This is a genomic window from Arthrobacter sp. AB6 (assembly GCF_031844545.1).
In the GTDB taxonomy this organism is placed as follows: Bacteria; Actinomycetota; Actinomycetes; order Actinomycetales; family Micrococcaceae; genus Arthrobacter.
The window spans coordinates 22,949-45,993 of the sequence record NZ_JAUZVL010000005.1 but is presented as its reverse complement, the minus strand read 5'-3'; the positions used below and the strand labels follow the sequence as shown (position 1 = coordinate 45,993).

General features: G+C 66.6%; 24 protein-coding genes. 19 read left to right on the top strand and 5 right to left on the bottom strand.

Going from position 1 to position 23,045, the window contains the following annotated elements:
• The first annotated feature begins 18 nt into the window (after positions 1-18).
• The 4 genes from Q9R30_RS05465 (at position 19) to Q9R30_RS05450 (ending at position 3,179) form a co-directional block, all read left to right on the top strand.
• Positions 19-852 carry a DUF4397 domain-containing protein gene (locus Q9R30_RS05465; RefSeq protein WP_311216997.1) on the top strand — a complete coding sequence of 278 codons (834 nt, stop codon included), beginning with the start codon at positions 19-21 and terminating at the stop codon, positions 850-852.
• Positions 853-968: 116 nt separating this feature from the next.
• Positions 969-1,742: a class F sortase gene (locus Q9R30_RS05460; RefSeq protein WP_311216996.1), complete on the top strand. Its 774-nt coding sequence runs from the start codon at positions 969-971 to the stop codon at positions 1,740-1,742.
• Between the two features lie 50 nt (positions 1,743-1,792).
• A complete protein-coding gene (locus Q9R30_RS05455) occupies positions 1,793-2,371 on the top strand; it encodes an RNA polymerase sigma factor (protein ID WP_104996506.1) in 579 nt (192 codons plus the stop codon).
• Positions 2,358-3,179, top strand: coding sequence for an anti-sigma factor (locus Q9R30_RS05450; RefSeq protein ID WP_104996507.1), 822 nt, complete (start codon positions 2,358-2,360; stop codon positions 3,177-3,179). The genes Q9R30_RS05455 and Q9R30_RS05450 overlap by 14 nt, the downstream gene beginning before the upstream one ends.
• Here Q9R30_RS05450 and Q9R30_RS05445 read toward each other — a convergent pair.
• Positions 3,141-3,680, bottom strand: coding sequence for a hypothetical protein (locus Q9R30_RS05445; RefSeq protein WP_311216995.1), 540 nt, complete (start codon positions 3,678-3,680; stop codon positions 3,141-3,143). The two genes, Q9R30_RS05450 and Q9R30_RS05445, sit on opposite strands and share 39 nt — an antisense overlap.
• A 140-nt stretch (positions 3,681-3,820) precedes the next feature.
• Between Q9R30_RS05445 and araB the strand changes: the two genes are divergently transcribed.
• Genes araB through araA form a run of 3 tightly spaced genes read left to right on the top strand, consistent with a single transcriptional unit; the run spans position 3,821 to position 7,856 of the window.
• On the top strand, positions 3,821-5,578 hold the full coding sequence (araB, locus tag Q9R30_RS05440) for a ribulokinase (RefSeq protein WP_311216994.1): 1,758 nt from the start codon (positions 3,821-3,823) through the stop codon (positions 5,576-5,578).
• A complete protein-coding gene (locus Q9R30_RS05435) occupies positions 5,575-6,288 on the top strand; it encodes an L-ribulose-5-phosphate 4-epimerase (protein WP_311216993.1) in 714 nt (237 codons plus the stop codon). Before araB ends, Q9R30_RS05435 begins: the two co-directional genes overlap by 4 nt.
• Before the next feature lie 47 nt (positions 6,289-6,335).
• Positions 6,336-7,856 (top strand): L-arabinose isomerase, encoded by a 1,521-nt coding sequence (araA, locus tag Q9R30_RS05430; protein ID WP_311216992.1) that lies wholly within the window; start codon positions 6,336-6,338, stop codon positions 7,854-7,856.
• 24 nt (positions 7,857-7,880) lie between these two features.
• Here the strand turns inward: araA and Q9R30_RS05425 are convergent, their stop codons facing one another.
• A complete protein-coding gene (locus tag Q9R30_RS05425) occupies positions 7,881-8,825 on the bottom strand; it encodes an ANTAR domain-containing protein (RefSeq protein ID WP_104996510.1) in 945 nt (314 codons plus the stop codon).
• A gap of 269 nt (positions 8,826-9,094) precedes the next feature.
• On the opposite strand from Q9R30_RS05425, the gene Q9R30_RS05420 reads away from it, so the two are divergent.
• From Q9R30_RS05420 to Q9R30_RS05365, 12 genes are all read left to right on the top strand, one after another.
• Positions 9,095-10,585 (top strand): alpha-N-arabinofuranosidase, encoded by a 1,491-nt coding sequence (locus Q9R30_RS05420; protein WP_311217092.1) that lies wholly within the window; start codon positions 9,095-9,097, stop codon positions 10,583-10,585.
• Positions 10,586-10,652: 67 nt separating this feature from the next.
• Positions 10,653-11,237, top strand: coding sequence for an HhH-GPD-type base excision DNA repair protein (locus tag Q9R30_RS05415; protein WP_311216991.1), 585 nt, complete (start codon positions 10,653-10,655; stop codon positions 11,235-11,237).
• 164 nt (positions 11,238-11,401) lie between these two features.
• The gene (locus Q9R30_RS05410; protein ID WP_311216990.1) at positions 11,402-12,406 is read left to right on the top strand and encodes a LacI family DNA-binding transcriptional regulator; all 1,005 of its coding nucleotides are present in this window, start codon (positions 11,402-11,404) and stop codon (positions 12,404-12,406) included.
• A gap of 52 nt (positions 12,407-12,458) precedes the next feature.
• Positions 12,459-13,010 (top strand): cysteine hydrolase family protein, encoded by a 552-nt coding sequence (locus Q9R30_RS05405; protein WP_104996513.1) that lies wholly within the window; start codon positions 12,459-12,461, stop codon positions 13,008-13,010.
• Positions 13,011-13,133: 123 nt separating this feature from the next.
• On the top strand, positions 13,134-13,436 hold the full coding sequence (locus Q9R30_RS05400; RefSeq protein ID WP_104996514.1) for an urease subunit gamma: 303 nt from the start codon (positions 13,134-13,136) through the stop codon (positions 13,434-13,436).
• An 11-nt stretch (positions 13,437-13,447) separates the two neighbouring features.
• Complete coding sequence (locus Q9R30_RS05395; RefSeq protein ID WP_104996515.1) at positions 13,448-13,792, top strand: urease subunit beta; 345 nt, start codon at positions 13,448-13,450, stop codon at positions 13,790-13,792.
• Positions 13,789-15,561, top strand: coding sequence for an urease subunit alpha (gene ureC / locus Q9R30_RS05390; RefSeq protein ID WP_311216989.1), 1,773 nt, complete (start codon positions 13,789-13,791; stop codon positions 15,559-15,561). The genes Q9R30_RS05395 and ureC overlap by 4 nt, the downstream gene beginning before the upstream one ends.
• Before the next feature lie 26 nt (positions 15,562-15,587).
• Complete coding sequence (gene ureE / locus Q9R30_RS05385; protein WP_104996517.1) at positions 15,588-16,067, top strand: urease accessory protein UreE; 480 nt, start codon at positions 15,588-15,590, stop codon at positions 16,065-16,067.
• On the top strand, positions 16,048-16,728 hold the full coding sequence (locus tag Q9R30_RS05380; RefSeq protein WP_104999578.1) for an urease accessory protein UreF: 681 nt from the start codon (positions 16,048-16,050) through the stop codon (positions 16,726-16,728). Before ureE ends, Q9R30_RS05380 begins: the two co-directional genes overlap by 20 nt.
• 29 nt (positions 16,729-16,757) lie before the next feature.
• Positions 16,758-17,375 (top strand): urease accessory protein UreG, encoded by a 618-nt coding sequence (gene ureG, locus Q9R30_RS05375; RefSeq protein WP_104996518.1) that lies wholly within the window; start codon positions 16,758-16,760, stop codon positions 17,373-17,375.
• Positions 17,372-18,226: an urease accessory protein UreD gene (locus Q9R30_RS05370; protein WP_311216988.1), complete on the top strand. Its 855-nt coding sequence runs from the start codon at positions 17,372-17,374 to the stop codon at positions 18,224-18,226. The genes ureG and Q9R30_RS05370 overlap by 4 nt, the downstream gene beginning before the upstream one ends.
• Positions 18,226-19,281, top strand: coding sequence for a nickel transporter (locus Q9R30_RS05365; protein ID WP_311216987.1), 1,056 nt, complete (start codon positions 18,226-18,228; stop codon positions 19,279-19,281). The genes Q9R30_RS05370 and Q9R30_RS05365 overlap by 1 nt, the downstream gene beginning before the upstream one ends.
• A gap of 68 nt (positions 19,282-19,349) precedes the next feature.
• On the opposite strand, the gene Q9R30_RS05360 is transcribed toward Q9R30_RS05365, so the two are convergent.
• The 3 genes from Q9R30_RS05360 to Q9R30_RS05350 form a co-directional block, all read right to left on the bottom strand.
• Positions 19,350-19,808, bottom strand: coding sequence for a DapH/DapD/GlmU-related protein (locus tag Q9R30_RS05360; protein WP_311216986.1), 459 nt, complete (start codon positions 19,806-19,808; stop codon positions 19,350-19,352).
• A 91-nt stretch (positions 19,809-19,899) separates the two neighbouring features.
• Positions 19,900-22,203 (bottom strand): maltose alpha-D-glucosyltransferase, encoded by a 2,304-nt coding sequence (gene treS, locus Q9R30_RS05355; RefSeq protein ID WP_311216985.1) that lies wholly within the window; start codon positions 22,201-22,203, stop codon positions 19,900-19,902.
• A gap of 124 nt (positions 22,204-22,327) precedes the next feature.
• The gene (locus tag Q9R30_RS05350; RefSeq protein WP_104996523.1) at positions 22,328-22,987 is read right to left on the bottom strand and encodes a GntR family transcriptional regulator; all 660 of its coding nucleotides are present in this window, start codon (positions 22,985-22,987) and stop codon (positions 22,328-22,330) included.
• Positions 22,988-23,045 lie beyond the last annotated feature (58 nt).

Sequence of the window (23,045 nt, the reverse complement as noted above, 5' to 3'; positions counted from 1 at the left end):
CCGATCAAGGAGAAGGACATGCGCAACAGGATTTTTACAGCAGGCGCCGGTGCGGCGGCAATCGCGGCAGCCATAGCTCTCGCCGGCCCTGCCCACGCTGCGGAGGGGGATGCACAGTTGTCCGTCCTCCACGGCGTACCGGGCTTGACCGTGGATGTCTGGGTCAATGGGGACCGGACCCTGGACGACTTCACCCCCGGCAGCCTGGCCGGCCCGCTGGCACTGCCGCCAGGGGCCTACGAACTCGCCATAACCGCCTCGGATGCCGCCGACGCGTCCGCGGCCGACATAGGCCCGGTCAGTGTCACGCTGGCCGCCAACGGCAACTACACCGCCGTCGCCAACCTCGACGCAGCAGGCAACCCCACCGCCAACCTCTTCACCAACAACGTTTCCCGGATCGAGGCCGGCAAGGGCAAGCTGACCGTCCGGCACACCGCCGCAGCTCCCGCCGTGGACGTCCTCGCCGGCGGCGCCGCGGTAGTGTCCAACCTCGCCAACCCGAACGAGCAGACCCTCACGCTTGACCCCGGCACCGTTTCGGCTGCAGTCGCTGCCGCCGGAACCACGGCATCGGTCATCGGTCCGGCCGACGTCACGATCGCCGAGGGTTCGCACACCATCGTGTACGCCTGGGGCAGCCTGGCGGACAAGAACCTCCAGCTGGCCGTGCAGACCATCGAGGGCCTGCACTCCGCTCCCGCCTCGGTGCCGGGAGCCCGTGACGGCTCCGGCGATGCTGCGTCGACTGACCCGGCGGCACTCACGGTTGGTTTCGGCGCCGCAGCGCTGGCCCTGCTCCTCGGCGGCCTGGGCGTAGCCCGTACCGTTGCCGCCCGCCGGGCAGGGTAAATCCCCACTGGCGGCCGCCCGGTGGAAGCCGGGCGGCCGCCCCCTTGTCCCATCAGTTGCTTGTTCCATCAGCTGCAGGTTCCCGCCAGGGCGCGGACATGAGAAAGGCCGGAAAGATGGACCCGAGACAGCACGGTGGCAGGGCAAACGCCGGCCACGCAAACGTTGCGCAGGCCAACGCCGGACAGATAAAGACAGCCACGACGACGGCAGGCGAGTGCCGCCGTCGTCCTTCTGTTTTTTCTGCGGCCGGGATCCTGTTCGCGGCCGCACTGCTGCTTGCCGGCTGCGCAGCGGGCTCCTCCAAGCCCGCCCCATCCTCCCCGCCGGCCGCCAGCCAGGCAGCTGCGCCGGGGCCGGCCCAGCCGGAAACCCCGGCGGCCGCCGGGGCTGCGCCGGTTCCGGACATTCCTGTGCGGCCCGCCATTCCGGAATCAGCGGCAGCGGAGCCTTACCCGGCCTGGCTCACCGTGGCAGGGACTTCCATCGACATGCCCCTGGTGCCGGTGGGAGTTGCGAACGGCGGGGCGATGGAAATCCCGGACGCCTTCGACCGGGCGGGCTGGTACCGGTTCGGCCCGCCCCCGGGATCCGCGGCCGGTACTGCCGTCATTGCCGGGCACATCGACACGAAATCGGACAACGCACCGTTCTCGCAGCTGAAGACGGTGGCCGCAGGAACCCTGGTGCAGGTGGGGCGCCAAGGTGCCCCTGCCCTGAACTACCGGGTGGTCACGGTGGAGTTGATGGCCAAGGACAAATTTGACGGAGATTCCGTGTTCCGGCGCACGGGTCCGCATGAACTCAAGGTGGTCACCTGCGGCGGCGAATGGCTGGACGAACGAATGGACTACAGCGACAATGTGATTGTCACCGCGGTCCTTGAGTGAACGGTGATGCTGCCTTGAATCTCGCCACCGACGCCGCGAAGGAGCCACGTTTGGCAACTCCCGACCAGGCTTCGCGGGGTTGGGAAGATGAGCTCACATCCTCCTTCCTGGCCGGAGACGAACGCGCCCTGGCCGCTGCCTACCGTGAATTCGCGCCGCTGGTGCACACCCTTGCAGTGCGTTCCCTGCCGGACCGCTCGGCGGCGGACGATGTCACCCAGGAGGTCTTCATCCGCGTATGGCGCTCCCGGAGCACCTTCAATCCACAGGTTGCCAGGCTTCCCGCCTGGATCGTGGGCATTACCCGGAATGTCATCTCGGACACCCTGTCCGCCTCGGCCCGGGAAACGCGGAAGGCCCTCGCGGTGGCGGGAGCCGGCCTGGCGGATGAAGCCGGGAGCGGCCTTGAAGATGCAGAACTCCTGGCTGACAGGATTCTCCTGGACGGGGAACTGGACAGGCTCGGCGAACCCCAGGGCTCCATCATGAAGCTTGCCTTCTACGATGACCTGACCCATGAGCAGATTTCGAGGAAACTTGGCCTGCCCCTTGGTACCGTCAAAAGCCACATCCGCCGCAGCTTGTCCCACCTGAGGAACAGATTGGAGGTAAACCATGCCGCACCTTGATCCGGAAGAGTTGAGCCTCCTTGCCCTGTACGACGACTGGGACGACGGCGGCAGCCGGGAACACCTGCGGGTCTGCCCTGAGTGCGCCGCAGACTTCGCTGCCCTTCGCCGGGCTGTGGAGGCGGTAAAGACGACGCCGGACGCCGGCAGCCTGGAGCGCCCCGGCCCCCATGTGTGGGCCGGGATCCATCGGGAACTGGGCCTGTCCGAGTCCGTGCAGGAGGATCCGCTGGCCAGCGCCGGGCCGGCGGCGGCGGAACGCCCGGCTCCTGCCGAACGTCAAGCAGTTGCCGGCCGTGAGGAGACAGCCCGCGGGCAGTCTGCGGCGGAGCCTGTTTCCCTGCAGGACAGGGCTGGAACCCGCCCCGCCGAGCGCCGAACCACAGCCTGGTGGCAGCGCCCGGGAACCTGGATGGCCGCTGCCGCAGCGGCAGTCCTGGTCACCGCAGGTGCTGTGTGGTCGCTCAACCAGGCGCCCCGGCCGCTTGCGGAGGCGGACCTGGCGCCACTTGCCCAGTTCTCCGCCGCCGGTTCGGCAAAGGTGGTGGAGGCGGCGGACGGCTCCCGTGCCTTGGAGATACAGCTCAGCAAGGACGAGGCGAAGGGCTACCAGGAAGTCTGGCTGATCGCCCCCGACCTCTCACGGCTGGTGAGCCTGGGCGTGCTGAATTCCGAATCGGGGACCTTCCAACTGCCTGCCGGCCTGGAACTCTCGGAGTACCCCATTGTTGACGTCTCTGACGAACCCGTGGACGGCAACCCGGCCCATTCAAGCGTTAGCATCGCCAGGGGCACGCTCAATACCTGAGCGGCCTCTCCGCTGCGCCGCGGACAGCAAGGTGGTCCCTGTGGTGGCCAAAACCGTGGCCACCAGTGCGGCTGCCACGTGGAGGTGCAGCATCAGGTGCGGGGAGTGGGTGGCGGCGGCTCCTTCCGCGGCAGGTGCTGCGGGGGCCGGCACCTGCGGGGTTGGCGCCCCGCCATGATGGCCGGGAAGGGAAAAGCCGCTGGCCGTTGAGAACGCTTCGAAGGCCACGTGCAGCAGCTGCTGCACCAGCCCTGCGGCGAGCAGCACAGCCCACCCGGGCGGCCGGCGGCCGCGGGCAATCGAGGCGGTCATCGACCCGGCCATGCCCAGCAGGGCAGCCAGAGCGGTAACGATGAGGAGCCCGGGCGCCTGTCCGCCGGCCGCCAGGTGGGCGGACAGTCCCAGCCCGGCAGAGAGCGGGCCGGAGAGCCACGCAGGGGAGCTGCCCCGGGCGGCACCGACTGACCCCGCCATCTCCGGCGCCGTTTGTGCACCCTCCATGGCGCCCCTCCCATAGTTCCTTTTGCAATCTTCCTGCCCTTACCCCGTTTCGCAGGGTCTACGCTGTTGACTTGGTTCTTGTTAGCGCTCACAATTGTGCTCAGGCCGCGAAACTGCGGCAGCTATGGAGGAAGCTTCTTATGGACGCAGTGGGTGCCCCGGACACATTTGTTGTCGGCGTAGACTACGGAACGCTCTCGGGCCGCGCAGTAGTGGTGCGGGTTCGCGACGGCAAGGAACTCGGCAGCGGTGTGTATGACTATCCGCATGCCGTGGTGACGGATCGCCTCCCGGAGGATGTGACGGGCCGCGGCGCGGGCGGAAGAACCGTGCGGCTTCCCGGCGAATGGGCCCTCCAGGTGCCCAACGACTACCGGGAGGTCCTGCGCAAAGCTGTTCCCGCAGCCCTTGCCGAGGCGGGGATTGACCCGGCCGCCGTCGTCGGAATTGCCACGGACTTCACCGCCTGCACCATGGTGCCGGCTACAGCGGACGGTACACCGCTGAACGAGGTGCCAGGGTTTGAAAACCGTCCGCACGCCTACGTCAAGCTCTGGCGCCACCACGCGGCGCAGCCACAGGCGGACCGCATCAACCGGCTGGCAGCCGAGCGCGGCGAAGACTGGCTGTCCCGCTACGGCGGGCTCATTTCCTCCGAATGGGAGTTTGCCAAGGGCCTGCAGCTCCTTGAAGAAGATCCGGAAGCCTACGCGGCAATGGACCACTGGGTTGAGGCAGCCGACTGGATCGTCTGGCAGCTGTGCGGCCGGTACGTCCGCAACGCGTGCACCGCCGGCTACAAGGGCATTTACCAGGACGGGCGCTACCCGTCACGGGATTTCCTGGCCGCGCTGAACCCGGCGTTCAAGGACTTTGTCAACACCAAGCTCGAACACACCATCGGCCGGCTGGGTGAATCCGCCGGGTACCTGACTGCCGAAGCCGCTTCCTGGACCGGCCTGCCGGAGGGCATCGCCGTGGCCGTGGGCAACGTTGACGCCCACGTTACCGCCCCGGCGGCGAAGGCAGTTGATCCCGGCCAGCTGGTGGCCATCATGGGCACCTCCACCTGCCACGTCATGAACGGGGCCGAACTACGTGAAGTGCCCGGGATGTGCGGGGTGGTGGACGGCGGCATCGTGGACGGACTCTGGGGCTACGAGGCCGGCCAGTCCGGCGTTGGGGACATCTTCGGCTGGTTCACCAAGTACGGCGTGCCGCCGGAATACCACCGGGCGGCCGAAGCGGCGGGCCTGGGAATCCACGAATACCTCACTGAACTGGCTTCTCGGCAGGCCATCGGCGAGCACGGACTGATCGCCCTGGACTGGCACTCGGGCAACCGCTCGGTCCTCGTGGACCACGAGCTCTCCGGCATCGTGGTGGGCCAGACCCTGGCCACGCGCCCGGAGGACACCTACCGCGCACTGCTGGAAGCCACCGCCTTCGGCACCCGCACCATCGTGGACGCTTTCCGGGACGCCGGCGTCCCCGTGAAGGAGTTCATCGTGGCCGGCGGCCTGCTCAAGAACCCGCTCCTCATGCAGATCTATGCGGACGCCACCGGCCTGCAGCTTTCCACCATCGGGTCCGCCCAGGGCCCGGCACTGGGATCGGCCATCCACGCGGCCGTGGCCGCCGGCGCCTACCCGGACATCCGGGAAGCGGCAGCTGCCATGGGCTCCGAACCAGGCGAGGTGTACACCCCGATTCCGGAAAACGTGGCTGCTTACGAGGAACTGTTCCAGGAATACAAGACCCTGCACGACTACTTCGGCCGCGGCGCAAACGACGTGATGCACCGGCTCAAGGCCATCCAGCGCAGGGCTGCCGGAGCAGTGCTTCCCGGCACCACGGCAGGACCCGCTGTCCGCGCCACGGCAGGGGTTTCCGCGTGAGCGCCGGGAAGGCGGCGGGAACCGGAATCCTGGAAACCATCGCCCGCGTCAGGGAAGAAGTCTGTGCCCTGCACGCCGAGCTGACCCGGTACGAACTGGTGGTGTGGACTGCGGGCAACGTCTCGGCCCGCGTCCCCGGCCACGAGCTGATGGTCATCAAGCCCTCCGGCGTCTCCTACCAGGACCTCACCCCGGACCAGATGGTGGTCACCGACCTCTACGGCGCACCCGTGGATGGCGATGCAACAGGCGCGTGGGTCAATCCGCCGCTCTCGCCGTCGTCGGACACTGCTGCCCACGCGTACGTCTACCGCCACATGCCCGAAGTGGGCGGGGTGGTGCACACGCACTCCACCTACGCCACCGCGTGGGCGGCCCGCGGCGAGGCCATCCCCTGCGTGCTCACTATGATGAGCGATGAATTCGGCGGGTCCATCCCGGTGGGGCCGTTCGCGCTGATCGGCGACGATTCGATCGGCCACGGCATCGTGGAGACGCTCAAGAACTCCAACTCCCCGGCCGTTTTGATGCAGAACCATGGCCCCTTCACCATCGGCAAGGACGCCCGCTCCGCCGTGAAGGCCGCCGTGATGTGCGAGGAAGTGGCCCGCACCGTCCACATCGCCCGGCAGCTGGGCGAGCCGATCGCCATCGACCAGGGCTCCATCGACTCCCTCTACGCCCGCTACCAGAACGTTTACGGCCAGTAACAGCCAGCGGCCACACGATGGCCCCCACACGTATTTCAGGAGAACCCATGAGCACCGCAGCAAACACCTCCCTTGACGGCTTTGAGGTCTGGTTCCTCACCGGCAGCCAGCACCTCTACGGCGAGGACGTCCTCAAGCAGGTGGCCGCGCAGTCGCAGGAAATCGCCAACCAGCTCAACGCTTCCTCCGCAGTTCCGGTGCGGATCGTCTGGAAACCGGTCCTGACGGACCCGGACGCCATCCGCCGCACCGCGCTGGAGGCCAACTCGGATGATTCCGTCATCGGCGTCACGGCCTGGATGCACACGTTCAGCCCGGCCAAGATGTGGATCCAGGGCCTGGACCTCCTCCGCAAGCCGTTGCTGCACCTGCATACCCAGGCAAACCGGGACCTGCCCTGGGCGGATATCGATTTCGACTTCATGAACCTGAACCAGGCCGCGCACGGAGACCGTGAGTTCGGCTACATCCAGTCCCGCCTGGGCATCGCCCGGAAGACCGTCGTCGGGCACGTGTCCAACCCGGAAGTGGCCCGGCAGGTGGGGTCCTGGCAGCGCGCCGCCGCCGGCTGGGCAGCCGTCCGCACGCTCAGGCTGACCCGCTTCGGCGACAACATGCGCAACGTCGCCGTCACCGAAGGCGACAAGACTGAGGCGGAGCTGCGCTTCGGCGTCGCGGTTAACACCTGGTCCGTCAACGAGCTGGCCGAGGCCGTGCACGGCGCGGCGGAGTCCGACGTCGATGCCCTGGTGGCCGAATATGGGGACCTTTACGACGTGGTGCCGGAGCTCCGCGCAGGCGCGCCGCGGCACGATTCCCTGCGGTACGGCGCCCGGATCGAACTGGGCCTGCGCAGCTTCCTGGAAGCCAACGGCTCAGCGGCGTTCACCACGTCCTTCGAGGACCTCGGCTCCCTCCGCCAGCTCCCCGGGCTGGCGGTGCAGCGGCTCATGGCCGCCGGGTACGGCTTCGGCGCCGAGGGCGACTGGAAGACAGCCATCCTGGTCCGGGCCGCGAAAGTGATGGGCGCGGGCCTGCCCGGCGGCGCCTCGCTCATGGAGGACTACACCTACCACCTGGAACCCGGCGCAGAAAAAATCCTGGGCGCGCACATGCTGGAGGTCTGCCCCTCGTTGACCGCCGGCAGGCCCAGGCTGGAGATCCAACCGCTGGGCATCGGCGGCAAGGAAGACCCCGTGCGCCTGGTGTTCGACGCCGATGCCTCCGCGGGCGTCGTCGTCGCCCTTTCGGACATGCGGGACAGGTTCCGCCTGGTGGCCAACGCCGTCGAGGTTGTGCCCCTGGACCAGCCGCTGCCCAACCTGCCCGTGGCCCGCGCCCTGTGGCAGCCCAAGCCGGACTTCGCCACCTCCGCCGCCGCCTGGCTCACCGCCGGCGCCGCGCACCACACAGTGCTCTCCACCCAGGTAGGCATGGACGTGTTCGAGGACTTTGCCGAAATCGCAAAGACCGAGCTGCTTACCATCGACGAGGGAACCACCATTCGCCAGTTCAAGAAGGACCTGAACTGGAACGCCGCCTACTACAAGCTGGCCGGCGGCATCTAGCGGGTCCTTGGGCTGCCGGCCTGGCTAGTGGCCGAAGTGGGCACGGGGCGGACCCTCGGGCAACCGCTCGAGGATGTCCTCCGCCACCAGGCGTACCTTGATGTTCCGGTGGCTGGACGCCTTGGCGAGGATGGCAAATGCCTCGTGGTAGGAGCACCGGTTCTGCGCCATGATCACTCCGCAGGCGACATTGATTGATGTCCGGCTGTCCAGCGCCGAGCGCAGGTCGGTGGCCATTGACCTCGCCGAGTGGAGGCTGATGGCCATTCCGAGGCTTTGCGCGGCAAGCCCGGCGAAGGTGCGGGCTTCGGCGATGACCTGCAGCGGGAAGGCCTTGGCGTCCTGGGCGAAGAATGCCAAGGCCGCGCCTATGCCCCCGTAAGCGGTTCCGTCCGCAGCCCCGCTTTCCGCATAGTCGGTTGCCACCCGGAGCCGTACCCCCATTGCGCTGCCGAACCCTGCCAGCTGCAGCTGGGTGGAATACCGCGGCCACCGGAAGTCCCCGTTCCGCTGGAGCACCGCCACGGGATGGCCGCCTGAAAGGACCTCGTTGACCGGGCCCTCCTTGGCTTCCCGCTCCCACTCCAAAAGATGGACCACGTCGTCCGACGTGCCGGTAGCGGCTGGATTCCTCTTGGGCTGGTGCACCAGGACCCCGCACTCTATCCGGAGCCCCGTGGCCCGCACCACTGTCCGGACGGTCGCGGCCGCCAGAAGGTCGAGGGAATCATGCAGGCTGTGGGTGCCGGTCACCAGATCAAGCACCAGCCCGTCCGGGCTGCCGGACTCAGCCGGCCTTCCGGCGGGCCGGGCCGGTGCCTGCCGCTGGTCGACGCCCTGCCGGGAACGAAGAGGGCCGGCGACGGCTGGGGGAGAGGCCTTGGTCTCAAAGGCCTCCTCGTCGCCGGCCCCGCTTAATACCCGCGTCCGATGGACCGGGAAACCCGCGCTTACCTGCTGTGCGTGCATTGCCGTCTCACACCCCCTAGTGAGCCAAGTCCTACAAGCCTGAACACGTCTTGTCTCTGAGAAAAAAGTAGTTGGGCCGCAGGTCCCGGCGAACGCGTAAGAGGTACCCGACTTTGAGATTAGGTACTACTTGGATGGCCGCCTCCATGACCAGGCAGTGCTTGACTCCTGCCGCCGCAGCACGAACAATGATTTCTATAACGTTGTAAAAATGATGAGACAAGGACGTTTTAGTGACCGCCACAGAACCAGCCGCAGCCAAAATCACCATGGATCCAGCCTTCGTGGTGGGTCCGGTCCGCCGGCGTACTTTCGGTGCCTTTGTTGAGCACCTTGGCCGTTGTGTGTACACCGGCATTTTCGAGCCGGAACACCGCAACGCCGACGAGGACGGGTTCCGCCGGGACGTGCTCGAGCTGACCCGGGAACTGGGGGTGTCCACGGTCCGCTATCCCGGCGGCAACTTCGTCTCCGGATACCGCTGGGAGGACGGCGTGGGCCCGGCGGACCAGCGGCCCGTCCGGCTGGACCTGGCCTGGCACTCCACCGACCCCAACCTGGTGGGGGTGGACGAGTTCGCCAAGTGGTCCGCCAAGGCCGGCGTCGAGCCCATGATGGCCGTGAACCTGGGCACCCGCGGCACGCAGGAGGCGCTTGACCTGCTGGAGTACTGCAACATCGACGGCGGCACCACCTTCTCGGACCAGCGAAGGGCCAACGGTGCGGAGGACGGCTATGGCATCAGGATGTGGTGCCTTGGCAATGAGATGGACGGGCCCTGGCAGATCGGGCACAAAAACGCGCTGGAGTACGGGCGCCTGGCAGCGGACACCGCCCGCGGCATGCGCATGATCGAACCGGACCTGGAGCTTGTGGCATGCGGCAGCTCCGGACCCGCCATGCCCACTTTCGGGGAGTGGGAGCGCGTGGTCCTTTCCGAAACCTACGAGCTGGTGGACCTCATCTCCGCCCACCAATACTTTGAAGACTTCGGCGACCTGCAGGAACACCTTTCCGCCGGGCACCGGATGGAGGCGTTTATCCAGGACATCGTCAGCCACATCGACCACGTGAAGTCCGTAAAGAAGTCCGCCAAGCAGGTGAACATCTCCTTCGACGAGTGGAACGTCTGGCACATGACCCGCGACGAGTCCAAGGTGCCCACCGGCAAGGATTGGCCCGTGGCCCCCGTCCTGCTTGAGGACACCTACACGGTGGCGGACGCCGTCGTCGTTGGCGATCTCCTGGTCACCCTGCTCAGGAACACGGACCGCGTCCACTCGGCCAGCCTGGCCCAGCTGGTCAACGTGATCGCCCCGATCATGACCGAGCCGGGCGGCCGCGCCTGGAAGCAGACCACGTTCCACCCGTTCGCGCTCACCTCCCGCCACGCCTCCGGAACCGTGCTGCAGCTCGCCGTCGAATCCCCGCGGGTCAGCGGCGGCAAGACGGCCGACTTTGCCGCAGTGTCCGCCGTCGCAACCCATGACGCCGAAAAAGGCGAGGCGGTTGTCTTTGCCGTCAACCGCTCGGCCACGGACGTGATCGGTTTGGACGCCGCTTTGTCCGGGCTGGGCAGCGTGCGCGTGGTGGAGGCGCTCACCTACACGAACAAGGACCCGTACTGGCAGGCAACCGCTGACGACTCAACATCAGTCCTGCCGGCCGAAAACGTCACGGTGAAGGCGGACGGCGGCCGCCTCACAGCCGAGCTCCCGGCAGTGTCCTGGTCCATGATCCGGCTGGCGGTGGGGCAGTAGCCGCCAGCCAAACTCCTGCCGGTCCGGGGCGGGGACGGCATGACGGCGGCGGCCCGGGGATGGGAGGATGGACCGCATGGAATTGCACATCACGGGGGATCCCGCCGCGGACAAATTGCTGAGCGAGGACGCCTTCGCACTGCTGACCGGCATGCTGCTGGACCAGCAGGTCACAATGGAGTCCGCGTTCGCGGGACCGGAGAAGATCCGGATCAGGATCGGGTCAATGAAACCCGAGGCCATCGCCGCGCAGGAGCCGCAGGCCTTCGTGGAGATGTTCAAGGAACGGCCCGCCGTGCACCGCTTCCCCGGCTCAATGGCCGCACGCGTGCAGGCCCTCGCCGAAACGGTGCAAGACGAGTGGGACGGGGACGCCACCGCCATTTGGACCAGGGGCAACCCGGACGGCGCGGAGGTGCTTCGCCGGCTGAAGGCGCTGCCCGGCTTCGGGGAGCAGAAAGCCAAAATCTTCCTGGCGCTGCTCGGCAAGCAGTGCGGGCTGCAGGCGCAGGGCTGGCGGGAAGCTGCCGGGCACTACGGCGAGGAGGGCTCGTACCTCTCCGTGGCCGACATCGTGGACCCGGAGTCCCTCGCCAAGGTGCGGGCCAGCAAGCAGGCTGCGAAGGCGGCCGCCAAGGCAGCAAAGGCCTGACCGGCCGTTCCCCTCGCGGCCGTTCGCCCCTGCCCTGGCCGACGGCGGCACTAGCCCTTGGCCCGACGGCGGCACTGGCCCCTGGCAGCGTTGGTTGCGGCACCCACGCCATCTTCTGCAACGATGTATGGCAGGAACCGGCTGAACCACACGAAGGAGCCATGATGGCGGTCACCATGAACGACGTTGCGAGGGTGGCGGGAGTGTCGCTCAAGACCGTTTCCAACGTGCTCAATGACTACGAGTTCATCCGGCCCGCCACCAGGCAGCGGGTCCTGGACGCCATCGCGGAGCTGGGCTATGAGGCCAACTTGACCGCCCGCAGCCTCCGGTCCGGCAAAACCAGGATGCTGGGGCTGGTCCTCTCCGACCTTTCGGCCCCCTACTATGCGGAACTGGCGTCAAGGCTGATAAAGGCGGCGTCCCGGCGCGGATACCGGGTCCTGGTGGAACAGTCGGACGCGGTGGGTGAAGCGGAACTGAACGCCCTGCAGGGGCCGTTCCGCCAGCTCACCGACGGGCTGCTGTTCACCCCCCTGATGGTTGACGCGGACAGCATCGCCGCCCGCCTCGGCAAGAAGCCCCTGGTCCTGCTGGGCGAACACATTTTGGATCCCCGGTTCGACCTGGTCACCATGAAGAACGGGGAAGCGGCTGCCGCCCTGACCACCCACCTGCTGGCCGGCGGCCGCCGCCGGATTGCCGTGGTTGGTGCCTACCCAGGGGAGTCGGCGGGCAGCGCCGGGCTGCGGCTCAGCGGCTACCGAACGGCGCTGGACCATGCAGGAATCCCGTTTGATCCGGCACTGATAGCGCCCTGCGAGTGGCGGCGGGACGGCGGAGCGGCGGCCGTGGCCGGGCTCCTGGACAGCGGCGTGGAGTTCGACGCCGTCTTCGGCCTGAACGATGTCCTCGCCCTGGGAGCCATGCACGAGCTGCTGATCCGCGGCGTGCGGATTCCGCAGGAGGTTGCGGTGGCGGGCTTCGACGACATCGACGAGGCCCGGTTCGCCGCACCCTCGCTGACCACCGTCTCGCCCGGCATGGAGGAAATTGCGGAACGCTCCATCGGCCTGCTCATCGACCGGATCGAGGGGCTGGCCATGGAGGAACAGGGTGTGCACGTCGAGGCCGGCTTCCAGTTGAAAGTGCGCGAGTCGGCCCCGTAGGGGTTGTACCTGCCGAGGTTTCGACGGCAAGGCACGGGGTACGTTTCCGGACATGATTGCACTTCTTGTCATCGACATGCAGAACGCGTACTTCGAGGCGCCCGAACTTGCAGCGCAGCAGGAACAGCTGGTGGCGTCCTGCAACAGGCTGCTGGAGGCCTTCAAGGCGAACGGCCACAAGGCCCTGATGGTGGGGACGGAGCACGAGCGGGACAAGTCAACCTGGACGCTGAACATGCTCGACGACGACCAGGGCTTCGTATTCCGCGGCACCGAGCAGGCCCAGGCAGTGCCGGGGCTCGCCCTCGACGGCCTGCCGCAGCTGAACAAAACCCGGGACAGTGCCTTCGTGGGCACCAACCTGCTGTCCCGGCTGCGCAACTGGGGCGCGGATGAGGTGGTCCTCGCCGGAGTCTCCACCCACAACTGCATCGCCCAGACCGGCGCAGACGCGTTCGCGCACAACATCCGGGTCACCTACGCCAAGGACGCGATGGCATCCGAGGACAGCCAGGACGCCGCGGACATGCTGCGCATCCTCTCCACCAGCTACCGCCAGCCAGTCCAGTCCATCGAGGAGATCCTGGCCAGGCTCACCAGGTGAGCCTCCCGCCGTCGGAGCCTCGCCTGGACCGGAGAGCCGCCCATAACAAAGCCGAAACGTAGCCGAAACGTCCGCCACCTACTGTGGGTCCCACGCCGTCCGCTGGCTGCCGAAGGGACCCTCATGCATTTGATGCCACGTGAGCAGGAAAAGCTTCTGATCGTGGTGGCCGCCGACCTCGCGCGCCGCCGCCAGGCCCGCGGGCTCAAGCTCAATTACCCGGAAGCCGTGGCCATCATCAGCTACGAACTGATCGAGGGCGCCCGGGACGGCCGCACCGTCGCTGACCTCATGAGCTACGGCACCACCTTGCTCAGGCGCGAAGACGTCATGGAAGGCGTGCCCGAACTGATCCATGATGTGCAGATCGAGGCCACCTTCCCCGACGGCACCAAGCTCGTCACCGTCCACAATCCCATCCGCTGAAGGGGCAGGCCATGATCCCAGGAGAGTACGTCCTCCGGCCGGAGCCGGTGACGGCAAACGCCGGGCGGACGGCGATCGAGGTCGCCGTGACCAACACCGGCGACCGGCCCGTGCAGGTGGGCTCGCACTTCCACTTTGCCGAGGCCAACGCCGCGCTGGCCTTCGACCGGGAAGCCGCCTACGGGCGCCGCCTGGACATCCCCGCCGGGACGGCTGCGCGTTTTGAACCAGGGGACTCCCGGAGCGTTCGGCTGATTGAACTGGCCGGCACCCGCGAGGTGTACGGGCTCAGCAACGCCGTCAACGGGCCGCTGTCCGGCCGTGCCAAGGAACACTCGACGGAGGGTGCCAAGTGAGTTTCGAGATTCCCCGCCGGCAGTATGCGGACCTGTACGGTCCGACGACGGGCGACGCCATCCGCCTGGCGGACACCGAGCTGTTCCTCGAGATCGAGGACGACCTCACCGTCTATGGCGAAGAGGTGGTGTTCGGCGGGGGCAAGGTGATACGGGACGGCATGGGCCAGAACGGCCAGGCGGTCCGCGACAGTGTCGGTTCCGGCGGCGTTGGTTCCGGCGGCGGGGTGCCCGACACCGTGATCACCAACGCCGTCATCCTGGACTACACCGGCATCTACAAGGCCGACGTCGCCCTCAAGGACGGGCACATCTTCAAGATCGGCAAGGCCGGTAACCCGCAGATCACCGACGGCGTCACCATCACCATCGGCGCCAGCACCGAAATCATCGCCGGCGAACGCAAGATCCTCACCGCCGGCGGCGTTGACACCCACATCCATTTCATCTCCCCGGACCAGATCCCGACGGCGCTGGCCAGCGGCGTGACCACCATGATCGGCGGCGGCACCGGTCCCGCCGAGGGCACCAAGGCCACCACCGTGACGCCCGGGAAGTGGCACATCCAGCGGATGCTGCAGGCGGCCGAGGGGTTCCCCATGAACATCGGCCTGTTCGGCAAGGGCCACGCGTCCGCCGTCGAACCCCTGGCCGAGCAGATCCGCGCCGGTGCCATCGGACTGAAGGTCCACGAGGACTGGGGGTCCACCACCTCCTCGATCGACACTTCCCTGACTGTGGCCGACGAGTACGACGTCCAGGTGGCAATCCACACGGACACGCTCAATGAGTGCGGCTTCGTGGAGGACACCATCCGCGCCATCAACGGGCGCGTCATCCACACCTTCCATACCGAGGGAGCCGGCGGCGGGCACGCGCCGGACATCATCAGGATTGCCGGGATGCCCAACGTCCTGCCGGCCTCCACCAACCCCACCCTTCCCTACACGCGCAACACCATCGAAGAGCACCTGGACATGCTGATGGTGTGCCACCACCTCAACCCGGACATTCCCGAGGACGTGGCCTTCGCCGATTCCCGGATCCGTGCCGAAACCATCGCGGCCGAGGACGTCCTGCAGGACCTCGGCGTCTTCTCCATCACGTCGTCGGACTCCCAGGCGATGGGGCGCGTTGGCGAGGTGATCACCCGCACGTGGCAGGTGGCGGACAAGATGAAGAAGCAGCGAGGTGTCCTGGAAGACCCCCGCGGGGACAGCGCTGCCGGCACACACGGCAGCGCGGGCAGTGACAACTTCCGCCTCAAGCGCTACGTGGCCAAGTACACGATCAACCCCGCCATCGCCCAGGGGATCGCGGACTCCGTAGGCTCGGTGGAGGTGGGCAAGTTCGCCGACCTGGTGCTGTGGGACCCGGCCTTCTTCGGCGTCAAGCCCGAACTGGTCCTCAAGGGCGGCCAGATCGCCTACGCGCTGATGGGGGACGCCAACGCCTCCATCCCCACCCCGCAGCCGCGCACCATGCGGCCCATGTTCGGAGCCTTCGGGAAGGCGGTGCAGCAGTGCTCCATCACCTTCCTGTCCAAGGCAGCCATCGACGCCGGCGTCCCCGGGGAACTCGGGCTGGAGAAAGTCGTCCGGCCCGTCTCCGGCATCCGCACCCTCACGAAGGCCGACCTGAAATACAACGACGCCACACCTGACATCCAGGTGGACCCGGAAACCTACCAGGTGACGGTCGACGGCGAGGACGTCACCTGCGATCCGGCCGACGTGCTGCCCATGGCCCAGCGCTACTTCCTCTTCTGATTTCTTCCAAGCCCTCGGAGAACCAAGTGATCATCGACAAAGTCCTCGGCAACCTGCACGAACTGCCGGACCCGCACACCTACGCGGGCCTGCACCAGGAAAAAGTGGTCCTCCCCAGTGCCCAGCTGGTCAAACGCATCCAGCGCGCCACCACGGACCACGGAAAGGAGATAGGCATCCGGCTGCCGGCCGGCTCCGGCGACCTGCGCGACGGCGACATCCTGCACGTCGCTGAAACCAACATGATCGTGGTGTCCGTCCTGCCCACCGACGTCCTGGTGATCGCGCCGCGCTCCGTCTACGAAATGGGTGTCGTAGCCCATTCCCTGGGCAACCGGCACCTGCAGGCACAGTTCTTCGACGCTGCCTCGGAGTACGGGGCTGACGTCATGGTGTGCGCCTACGACCACACCGTCGAGGACTACCTCCGCCACAATGCCGTGCCCTACTCCCGCCAGGACCGCGTCATGCCTGTGCCTTTCCGCCATGCTGAGCACAGTCACTAAGTATCAGCTGGCGCTGCAGCAGCTTACTGACTCTGCGCTTCCTACAGGGGCTTTTGCGCACTCTCTTGGGTTTGAGACTTACGTCGACGCTGGGGTCGTTTTTGATGAGGGGTCCTTCCGGGTGTGGCTCGGTGCTTTCATCGGGCAGCAGTTGACCTATTCCGACGGGCTGGCTGTCCGGTTCCTCTATGAGGGGGTTGATGTTCTTGAGCTCGATGCCCTGCTTTCCGCCTCTCTTTTGCCGCGGCAGGTTCGGGAGGCTTCCGTCAAGATGGGGACCCGGTTGCTGGAAATCGGGGCGGAGGTCTTTCCCTCGGCGGAGCTGGAACTGTTCCGGGACCTGGTGGCCACCGGCCGGGCCGCCGGGCACCAGCCGCTGGCGTTCGCCGTCGTCGCCCGATCACTCGGGGTGCCGCTCCAGGAGGCGCTCGCCGCCTACCTGTTCGCCACGGTCACGTCCCTGGCGCAAAACGCCGTCCGCGCCATCCCGCTGGGCCAGAATGCAGGCCAGCGGCTGCTTCGCCAGGCGGCGGACGACGTTGCTGCCGCCGTCGAACGCATCCAGCACCTGACGCCGGACGACTTCGGGGCCGTAAGCCCCGGACTGGAAATTTCGCAAATGCGGCACGAACGCCAACGTGCCCGGATGTTCATGAGCTAACAGTGCTTTTGAATTCAAAGGAGGACATCATGGCTGAACCCATCAAAATTGGCATCGGCGGGCCCGTGGGGGCGGGCAAGACCCAGCTTGTGGAGCGGCTCACCCGGCACATGAGCGGGGAGGTCTCCATGGCCGCCATCACCAATGACATCTACACCATAGAAGACGCCAAAATCCTCGCCGCCAACGGCATCCTGCCCGCGGACCGGATCATCGGCGTCGAAACCGGCGGCTGCCCGCATACCGCCATCCGCGAAGACACTTCCATGAACACCGCCGCCATCGGGGAACTCAAAGCGCGGCATCCGGACCTGCAGGTCATCTTCGTCGAATCCGGCGGAGACAACCTCTCGGCCACCTTCAGCCCGGAACTCGTCGACTTCTCCATTTACATCATCGATGTGGCCCAGGGCGAAAAGATCCCCCGCAAAGCCGGCCAGGGCATGATCAAGTCCGATCTCTTCATCATCAACAAAACCGACCTCGCTCCCCACGTCGGGGCGGACCTCGCTGTCATGGAACGGGATTCCAAAGAGTTCCGCGGAGCCAAGCCGTTCTGCTTCACCAACCTCAAGACCGACGAAGGGCTGGACAAAGTCATCGATTGGATACGCCATGACGTCCTGATGCTTGACCTGGCGCAATGAGCACGACGGCGGCCCGGTCACCGATGGGCCGGCTTGAGCTTGGCGTGAGTTTCCGGGGCGGCAGGTCCGTTGCCTCCCGCCAGTTCCATCAGGGTGCCCTGCGGGTGGTGCGGCCGCACTACCTGGATGACTCGGGACAGGTTTGCTATGTCGTCGTGAATCCTGGCGGGGCCTATCTCGGGGCGGACCTCTTCGTGCTTGATGTCGAGGTCTGTGAGGGCGCTGACCTGCTGCTCACCACGCAGTCCGCCACCAAGGTTTACCGGACACCCGGGTCCTTCGCCGAGCAGCGGATGGCTGTCCGGCTGGGGGAGGGGGCCCGGCTGGAGCTGGTGCCGGACCAGCTCATTGCCTACCGGGGGGCCAGCTACCGGCAGCGGACGCACATTACTGTTCGGCCGTCGTCGAGCCTTGCCATGGCCGAGGTGGTGACCCCGGGCTGGTCTCCGGACGGTGCTGCCTTCCGGTTCGAGGAAGTGCGGCTGCGGAACGAGATCCACGTCAAGACGGAAGGCGCCACCCAGCTGCTGGCGCTGGACAACCTGCTCATCCGGCCGCCGTCGGGGGATGTCACAGGGCTTGGCTTCATGGAAGGCTTCAGCCACCTGGGCTCGCTGATCGTGGTGGACCCGCGCGTGGACCAGGCGCTCGCAGATGAGCTGCACGGCGTCACGTCGGACAATGCCCTGACCGGCATCTCCCTCACCCGCACAATCGCCGGAACCACGGGCCTGGTCCTCCGCGCGTTGTCGAACAGTACCGGGGAACTGAACCGCCTCCTTGGGTCCTGCACTGCGCTCCTCCGGGAGCGGTGGCACGGGCAGGGACCACTGAACCTGAGGAAACACTGATGACCGCCCTCGGCAACATCACCACGCTGTACCGGGACCGGGAAGCGCTGCCGCTGCGGACCCGCCTGCTGTGGATGTTCGGTGCCGTGGCCGCGCTGCATGCAGCCGCCGTCGTGCTCCTGCTCGCCGGGAATACCGGCAATGCAGGCGGAACCGGGGCGCAGGCACTCACCTGGGGGCTGGTCCTGACCGCCTACCTCTCCGGCGTGAAGCACAGCTACGACTGGGACCACCTCGCGGCCATCGACAACTCCACCCGCAAATTCGTGGCGCAGCGGCAGGACCCGGTGAGTGTCGGGTTCGCGTTCAGCCTCGGCCACAGCTCCGTGGTGACGCTGGCCGGCGTGCTGGTGATCGCGGGCGCCGCCGTGGTGGGGGAGTTGATGCAGGAAGGGTCCGCCGGCAACCTGGTGCTCGGGCTGGTGGGCAGCGGCGTGTCCGGACTGTTCCTGCTGGCCATGGGCCTGTTCAACGGTTCAGCGTTTGCCCGCTCGGCCCGCGCCTACCGCCGGGCACGGACCGGGGCCGCGATCAATCCGCAGGACCTCGCGCCGCAGGGACTGGTTGCCCGCCTCCTTGCCCGGCCGCTGGCCAGGGTGCGGCGGCCGCGGAACATCTATGTGATCGGCTTGCTGTTCGGGCTGGGCTTCGACACCGCCACCACCGTCGGACTGTTGATGATCACCACCGCGGCCTCGCTGGCCGGGGTGCCCGCGTTCGCCTTGCTGGCGCTGCCCCTCGCTTTCGCGGCCGCCATGACCCTGTGCGACTCCCTCAACGGGATGGCCATGATGCGGATGTACCGCTCGGCCCTCGACGATCCGCAGCGGAAACTCGGCTTTAACGCCCTCGTCACCGGAATCTCGGCTGTCTCCGCCCTGTTTATCGCGGTCATCACCCTGGGCGGCTTCGCCGACACAGCCTTCGCGCTGGAGGACCCCTTGACGGCGTGGCTGGGATCCGTTGACCTGGGCGACGCCGGCCTGCTGTTGGTGGCGCTGCTGGTGACCGTCTGGGCAGCAGCAGCCTTGAAGGCACGGACGCAGGCTAAGTAGGACGCACGGCCGGCCTGCCCCTTAGCTTGCTGCACGTGCCGGCGCGGCGGCCCGTGCAGCAATACGGCTCAGGCGGCTACCCGGCCCCTGCCCTTGGCATGCGTCCGGTTCTTACCGGGAACGGGCCGGGAACGTTTTCCGTAGGGCCCGGAGAGCACCTGTCCGCCGTCGGGCACTGTTGCGTCCGCTTCCAGGTGGGTGCCGTGCTCAATCGTCACGCTTGAGCCGATCCGGGAATGGCTCCCGATGTGGACCCGGTTACCCACCACGGCGCCGCGGCCAATCCGCACTCCGTCGCCGATCACCGTCCGCTCGCCCACCGTCGCGTCGCGGTCAATCCAGCTGCCGTGCCCGATCCTGCACCCCGGGCCGATCCGGGCGCCGCTCTCCACGTACGTCATGGCGCCAATCCGGGCGCTCTCGGCCACAACGGCGCCGGGCCCAACAAGCCCGCCGCCGTTGGCGTGCCGGACGTACCGGGTGACCTTCCCGGCGTCGTCTTCCACTGATACAAACTTCGCGGTCATTCAATCCCTCGTTCGAATGAGCGGAACTTTCCGCACATTCAGTTAACGGCGCGGAACTCAGGAGGATTCCCGAACGGCGTCGACCAGTCCGCTACGGCAGGTCCTCTCCGGGCTGTGCATCTTCGTCCTGCTCAGGGGCTTCTTCTGTCAGCTGCAGGACGGTTCCGTGGAAGGCGGGCAGTTCGAGGAAGAAACTGCACAGGTCATCCACCTGGCCAACAGCGTCGCCGCTGAAGAGGTCGTGGACGGCAGCCCCCGGCACCAGGTGGCTGGACTGGATGCTGCCCGAAATATCCTGGTCCGAGAAGTTCAGCACGGTAACCCCCAGGGCGCCGCTTTCCAGCCGGATGACCATCACCAGCAGGCCGCGGTTGGAAACGTCCGGAACGTCGAGCAGGGCCCCTGTGGCTATGCCGTTTTCTTCGCGCACAGCCAGGATCCGCTGGAGCCTGCTGGCGTAGGAGTCCGGGTTCTTCAGCTGCTCGGGGAGCGGACCGTAAAGGCTCCGCGCCCGGGGCATGCCCGAGGAGGACACTTCCGCGTCCGGGCTGGTGCCCATAATGTCGTGGGCCCCGCGGTTGATCCAGCGGGTGTCGCCCTGGGCGGTGAGTTCCTCGACGCTCTTCCGGTCCAGCGCGGTGATGCCGGCCAGGTCCCAGCCGGAAAGGGCGAAGACGCCCGGCTGGAGGGCGTTGAACATCGAGAGGAGGATGTGCACATCCAGGACCCGCGCTTCCTCTTCGGAAGTGATGGCATCAGGGTCCCGGATTCCCAGCGCGGCCATGATGAAGCTGACCGATGTGCAGGCGATGCCGTTCGTAGTGAACACCGCGTTGTAGGGTGCGTTCTCGCCGGTGAGCCGCTCGCGCATGGTCTGCTGCACCTGCTCGGCAAGCTGCGCCCCGGTGAGCTCCTGCCCGTTGAGCTCGAACATCTCGTCCCGGTGCCCGGCAGCAAAATGCATCAGCTCGTAGGTCAGCTCATCATGGTTCTGCAGCGCATGCACCAGCGAAGCCTGGTCCACGCCGATTTCCATTGACAGGCGCAGTGTGAGCCGCAAGAGCTCTGTGTCCGCGGTGACAAGCGCGTAGTGGTAGGCCGGCCTGGTGATGAAGTCGTACGAAAGGTCGGGGCCTGCTTCGGAGGTCGCCTTGATGTCGTCGATGGTCAGGTTCAGCTCCTGGAAGGAGAACCCGCCCACCTTCCGGATCATGGAGCCGATGAGCTGGTTGGCCGCCTCGGACAGCGGATGCCCCTCGGACCAGCCCGGCTGCTCCTCGGCACTCTTTTCCACACCGAGGAATCCGTTGGCGTCCAGCCTGAGCGCACCGGTGCCCAGGTCAACCAGGGAATGCAGCGCATCGCCCACCACCAGGCGCATCCCGGCGAACGTGGGGTCCAGCCAGTTGATGGACGGCTGTCCTGCCTTGAAGTAGTGCAGGTAAACCCAGCGGCGCGTCTTCCCGGTGGTGTCAACGATCGGCCGGGTTGCGCTCCAGTTCGTTTCCTTGACGCCGGGCTCATAGAAGATGACCCGCTGCAGCCGGCCGATGATGTACCCGGCCTTCTGCAAAGCCTGCTCGGCGTCCGGGCTCAGGTTTACCGAGTCCTGCCCTTCGGGGACATCCGGCAGCAGGTGCCAGTCCTCCTCCGGGATATCCACCATGTGGTAGATCCCCGGGTAGTCCCGGAAGTTCATTTCGGCGAGGCGGAAGTCCGCTCCCTTGCCGGTGTGCCCCGGAACGATGTCGTCGATGATGGTCCCGCCATGGTCGGCAGCAACCTCGCACATCCGGCGGAATTCATCCTCAGTGCCGAACACGGGATCAATCGCCATGCTGATCCTGTCGAAGTGGCCGTCCACGCTGGGTGTCTGGGACCAGCCGCTGATGCCGCCCGCCAGTTTGACCGGGCCGGTGTGGATGGCGCGGATACCTATTTGGCTGAAGGCTTCCCACATGGCCGGATCGCCGAGGGCCGAGAGGAAGGACTGGCTGGACCTGGTGATGAAGGACAGGGGATATGCGGTGAACCATACGGGTGCGCGTTCAACGGCGGCCCGGGGATTCGGATGGGCGTAGGAGTTCTGCCACATGCTGGCTTGCCCTGAGAGCTGCCGGGCCAGCGTATTGGCGTCGCCCAGCATCGCCTGGTTCCGCAGCCATTCGACGTAGGCCGTATTGCGTCCATCGAATTCGAAGGAGGGCCTGGTGGCAAAGTATTGGCGGCGGCGGGCGGTGGGGCGCAGCGCCTTGGGCCGGGCAGGATAGAACTGCTCGTCGAAATTGACGTCCGGCTCCACCGAGGGTTCAACAGTTGCCGAAGTAGCTTCCTGGTCATCACCCGCAACGGTCTCCGCTTCATAAACACCGTCGCTGGCCATCGGTTCCCGCATACAGTCCTCTTTCTACACGTTGATTCCGCGGTCCCAAGGCGCGCCGCCTGACACCCTTCCCATAGTCCCAGTACCCGGGGGTGCCGAGACTATTCGGGCGAACTACGAAACTACCAAGAAATGGCTAGGCCACAAGATTGGCCGCGGCAGTGTCCATATGTTCCCGGATGGTTTTCCGGGCCAGCGAGGCGTCGCCGGTTTCGATGGCCGCCACAATATCGTGGTGGCGGTCCACGCTCATGTTCTTAACGCCCTTTTCGAGCCCGGCGAACATGATGGACATCCTGATGGACCCTTCCAGCGCTTCCCAGGTGTGCAGGAGTGTCTCGTTGCCCGTGAGCCGGCACAGCGTACGGTGGAATTCCAGGTCGGATTCGACGCGCTGCTGCAGGCCTTCCTCCTCGGCTGCCTTCATCGCGTCGATGGCCGAGCGGAGGGATGAGATGACGTTTTGGCGGTCCGGCAGTTCACAGAGCGTGCGGGCGGCCAGTGCTTCCAGGGCGGCGCGAACGGTGTAGATGTCGCGGATTTCTTTTTCGTCCAGGTGCCGGACGGAGAGCCTGCCACGGGGCCCGGCAGAAACCAGGCCTTCCTGTTCCAGCTGGCGCAGGGCTTCGCGCAGGGTTCCCCGGCTGATCTGCAGCATCTCGGAGAGTTCGGTTTCCACCAGGTGGCGGCCCGGTTCAAGTTCTCCGCTGGTGATTGCGGCGCGCAGGGCCGAGAGTGCCTGTTCGCGCAGGCTCTTTTTTTGCAGTCCCAGCAGCGGGGCGGTCAGTCCGGCCATGGCCTCTGTCCTCAATGTTGTAAGTCGACTGTTTACAGTCGGTAGTAGTTTCGATAGT

Excerpts from the sequence above, each read along its gene's own strand:
- Q9R30_RS05350 (WP_104996523.1), bottom strand. The coding sequence starts at position 22,987 with ATGGCCGGACTGACCGCCCCGCTGCTGGGACTGCAAAAAAAGAGCCTG.
- araA (WP_311216992.1), top strand. The coding sequence starts at position 6,336 with ATGAGCACCGCAGCAAACACCTCCCTTGACGGCTTTGAGGTCTGGTTC.
- Q9R30_RS05450 (WP_104996507.1), top strand. The coding sequence starts at position 2,358 with ATGCCGCACCTTGATCCGGAAGAGTTGAGCCTCCTTGCCCTGTACGAC.
- araB (WP_311216994.1), top strand. The coding sequence starts at position 3,821 with ATGGACGCAGTGGGTGCCCCGGACACATTTGTTGTCGGCGTAGACTAC.
- Q9R30_RS05465 (WP_311216997.1), top strand. The coding sequence starts at position 19 with ATGCGCAACAGGATTTTTACAGCAGGCGCCGGTGCGGCGGCAATCGCG.
- Q9R30_RS05395 (WP_104996515.1), top strand. The coding sequence starts at position 13,448 with ATGATCCCAGGAGAGTACGTCCTCCGGCCGGAGCCGGTGACGGCAAAC.
- treS (WP_311216985.1), bottom strand. The coding sequence starts at position 22,203 with ATGCGGGAACCGATGGCCAGCGACGGTGTTTATGAAGCGGAGACCGTT.
- Q9R30_RS05445 (WP_311216995.1), bottom strand. The coding sequence starts at position 3,680 with ATGGAGGGTGCACAAACGGCGCCGGAGATGGCGGGGTCAGTCGGTGCC.
- Q9R30_RS05370 (WP_311216988.1), top strand. The coding sequence starts at position 17,372 with ATGAGCACGACGGCGGCCCGGTCACCGATGGGCCGGCTTGAGCTTGGC.
- Q9R30_RS05400 (WP_104996514.1), top strand. The coding sequence starts at position 13,134 with ATGCATTTGATGCCACGTGAGCAGGAAAAGCTTCTGATCGTGGTGGCC.
- Q9R30_RS05410 (WP_311216990.1), top strand. The coding sequence starts at position 11,402 with ATGGCGGTCACCATGAACGACGTTGCGAGGGTGGCGGGAGTGTCGCTC.
- Q9R30_RS05420 (WP_311217092.1), top strand. The coding sequence starts at position 9,095 with ATGGATCCAGCCTTCGTGGTGGGTCCGGTCCGCCGGCGTACTTTCGGT.
- Q9R30_RS05425 (WP_104996510.1), bottom strand. The coding sequence starts at position 8,825 with ATGCACGCACAGCAGGTAAGCGCGGGTTTCCCGGTCCATCGGACGCGG.
- ureG (WP_104996518.1), top strand. The coding sequence starts at position 16,758 with ATGGCTGAACCCATCAAAATTGGCATCGGCGGGCCCGTGGGGGCGGGC.
- Q9R30_RS05405 (WP_104996513.1), top strand. The coding sequence starts at position 12,459 with ATGATTGCACTTCTTGTCATCGACATGCAGAACGCGTACTTCGAGGCG.
- Q9R30_RS05460 (WP_311216996.1), top strand. The coding sequence starts at position 969 with ATGGACCCGAGACAGCACGGTGGCAGGGCAAACGCCGGCCACGCAAAC.
- Q9R30_RS05360 (WP_311216986.1), bottom strand. The coding sequence starts at position 19,808 with ATGACCGCGAAGTTTGTATCAGTGGAAGACGACGCCGGGAAGGTCACC.
- Q9R30_RS05415 (WP_311216991.1), top strand. The coding sequence starts at position 10,653 with ATGGACCGCATGGAATTGCACATCACGGGGGATCCCGCCGCGGACAAA.
- Q9R30_RS05380 (WP_104999578.1), top strand. The coding sequence starts at position 16,048 with ATGCTGAGCACAGTCACTAAGTATCAGCTGGCGCTGCAGCAGCTTACT.
- Q9R30_RS05365 (WP_311216987.1), top strand. The coding sequence starts at position 18,226 with ATGACCGCCCTCGGCAACATCACCACGCTGTACCGGGACCGGGAAGCG.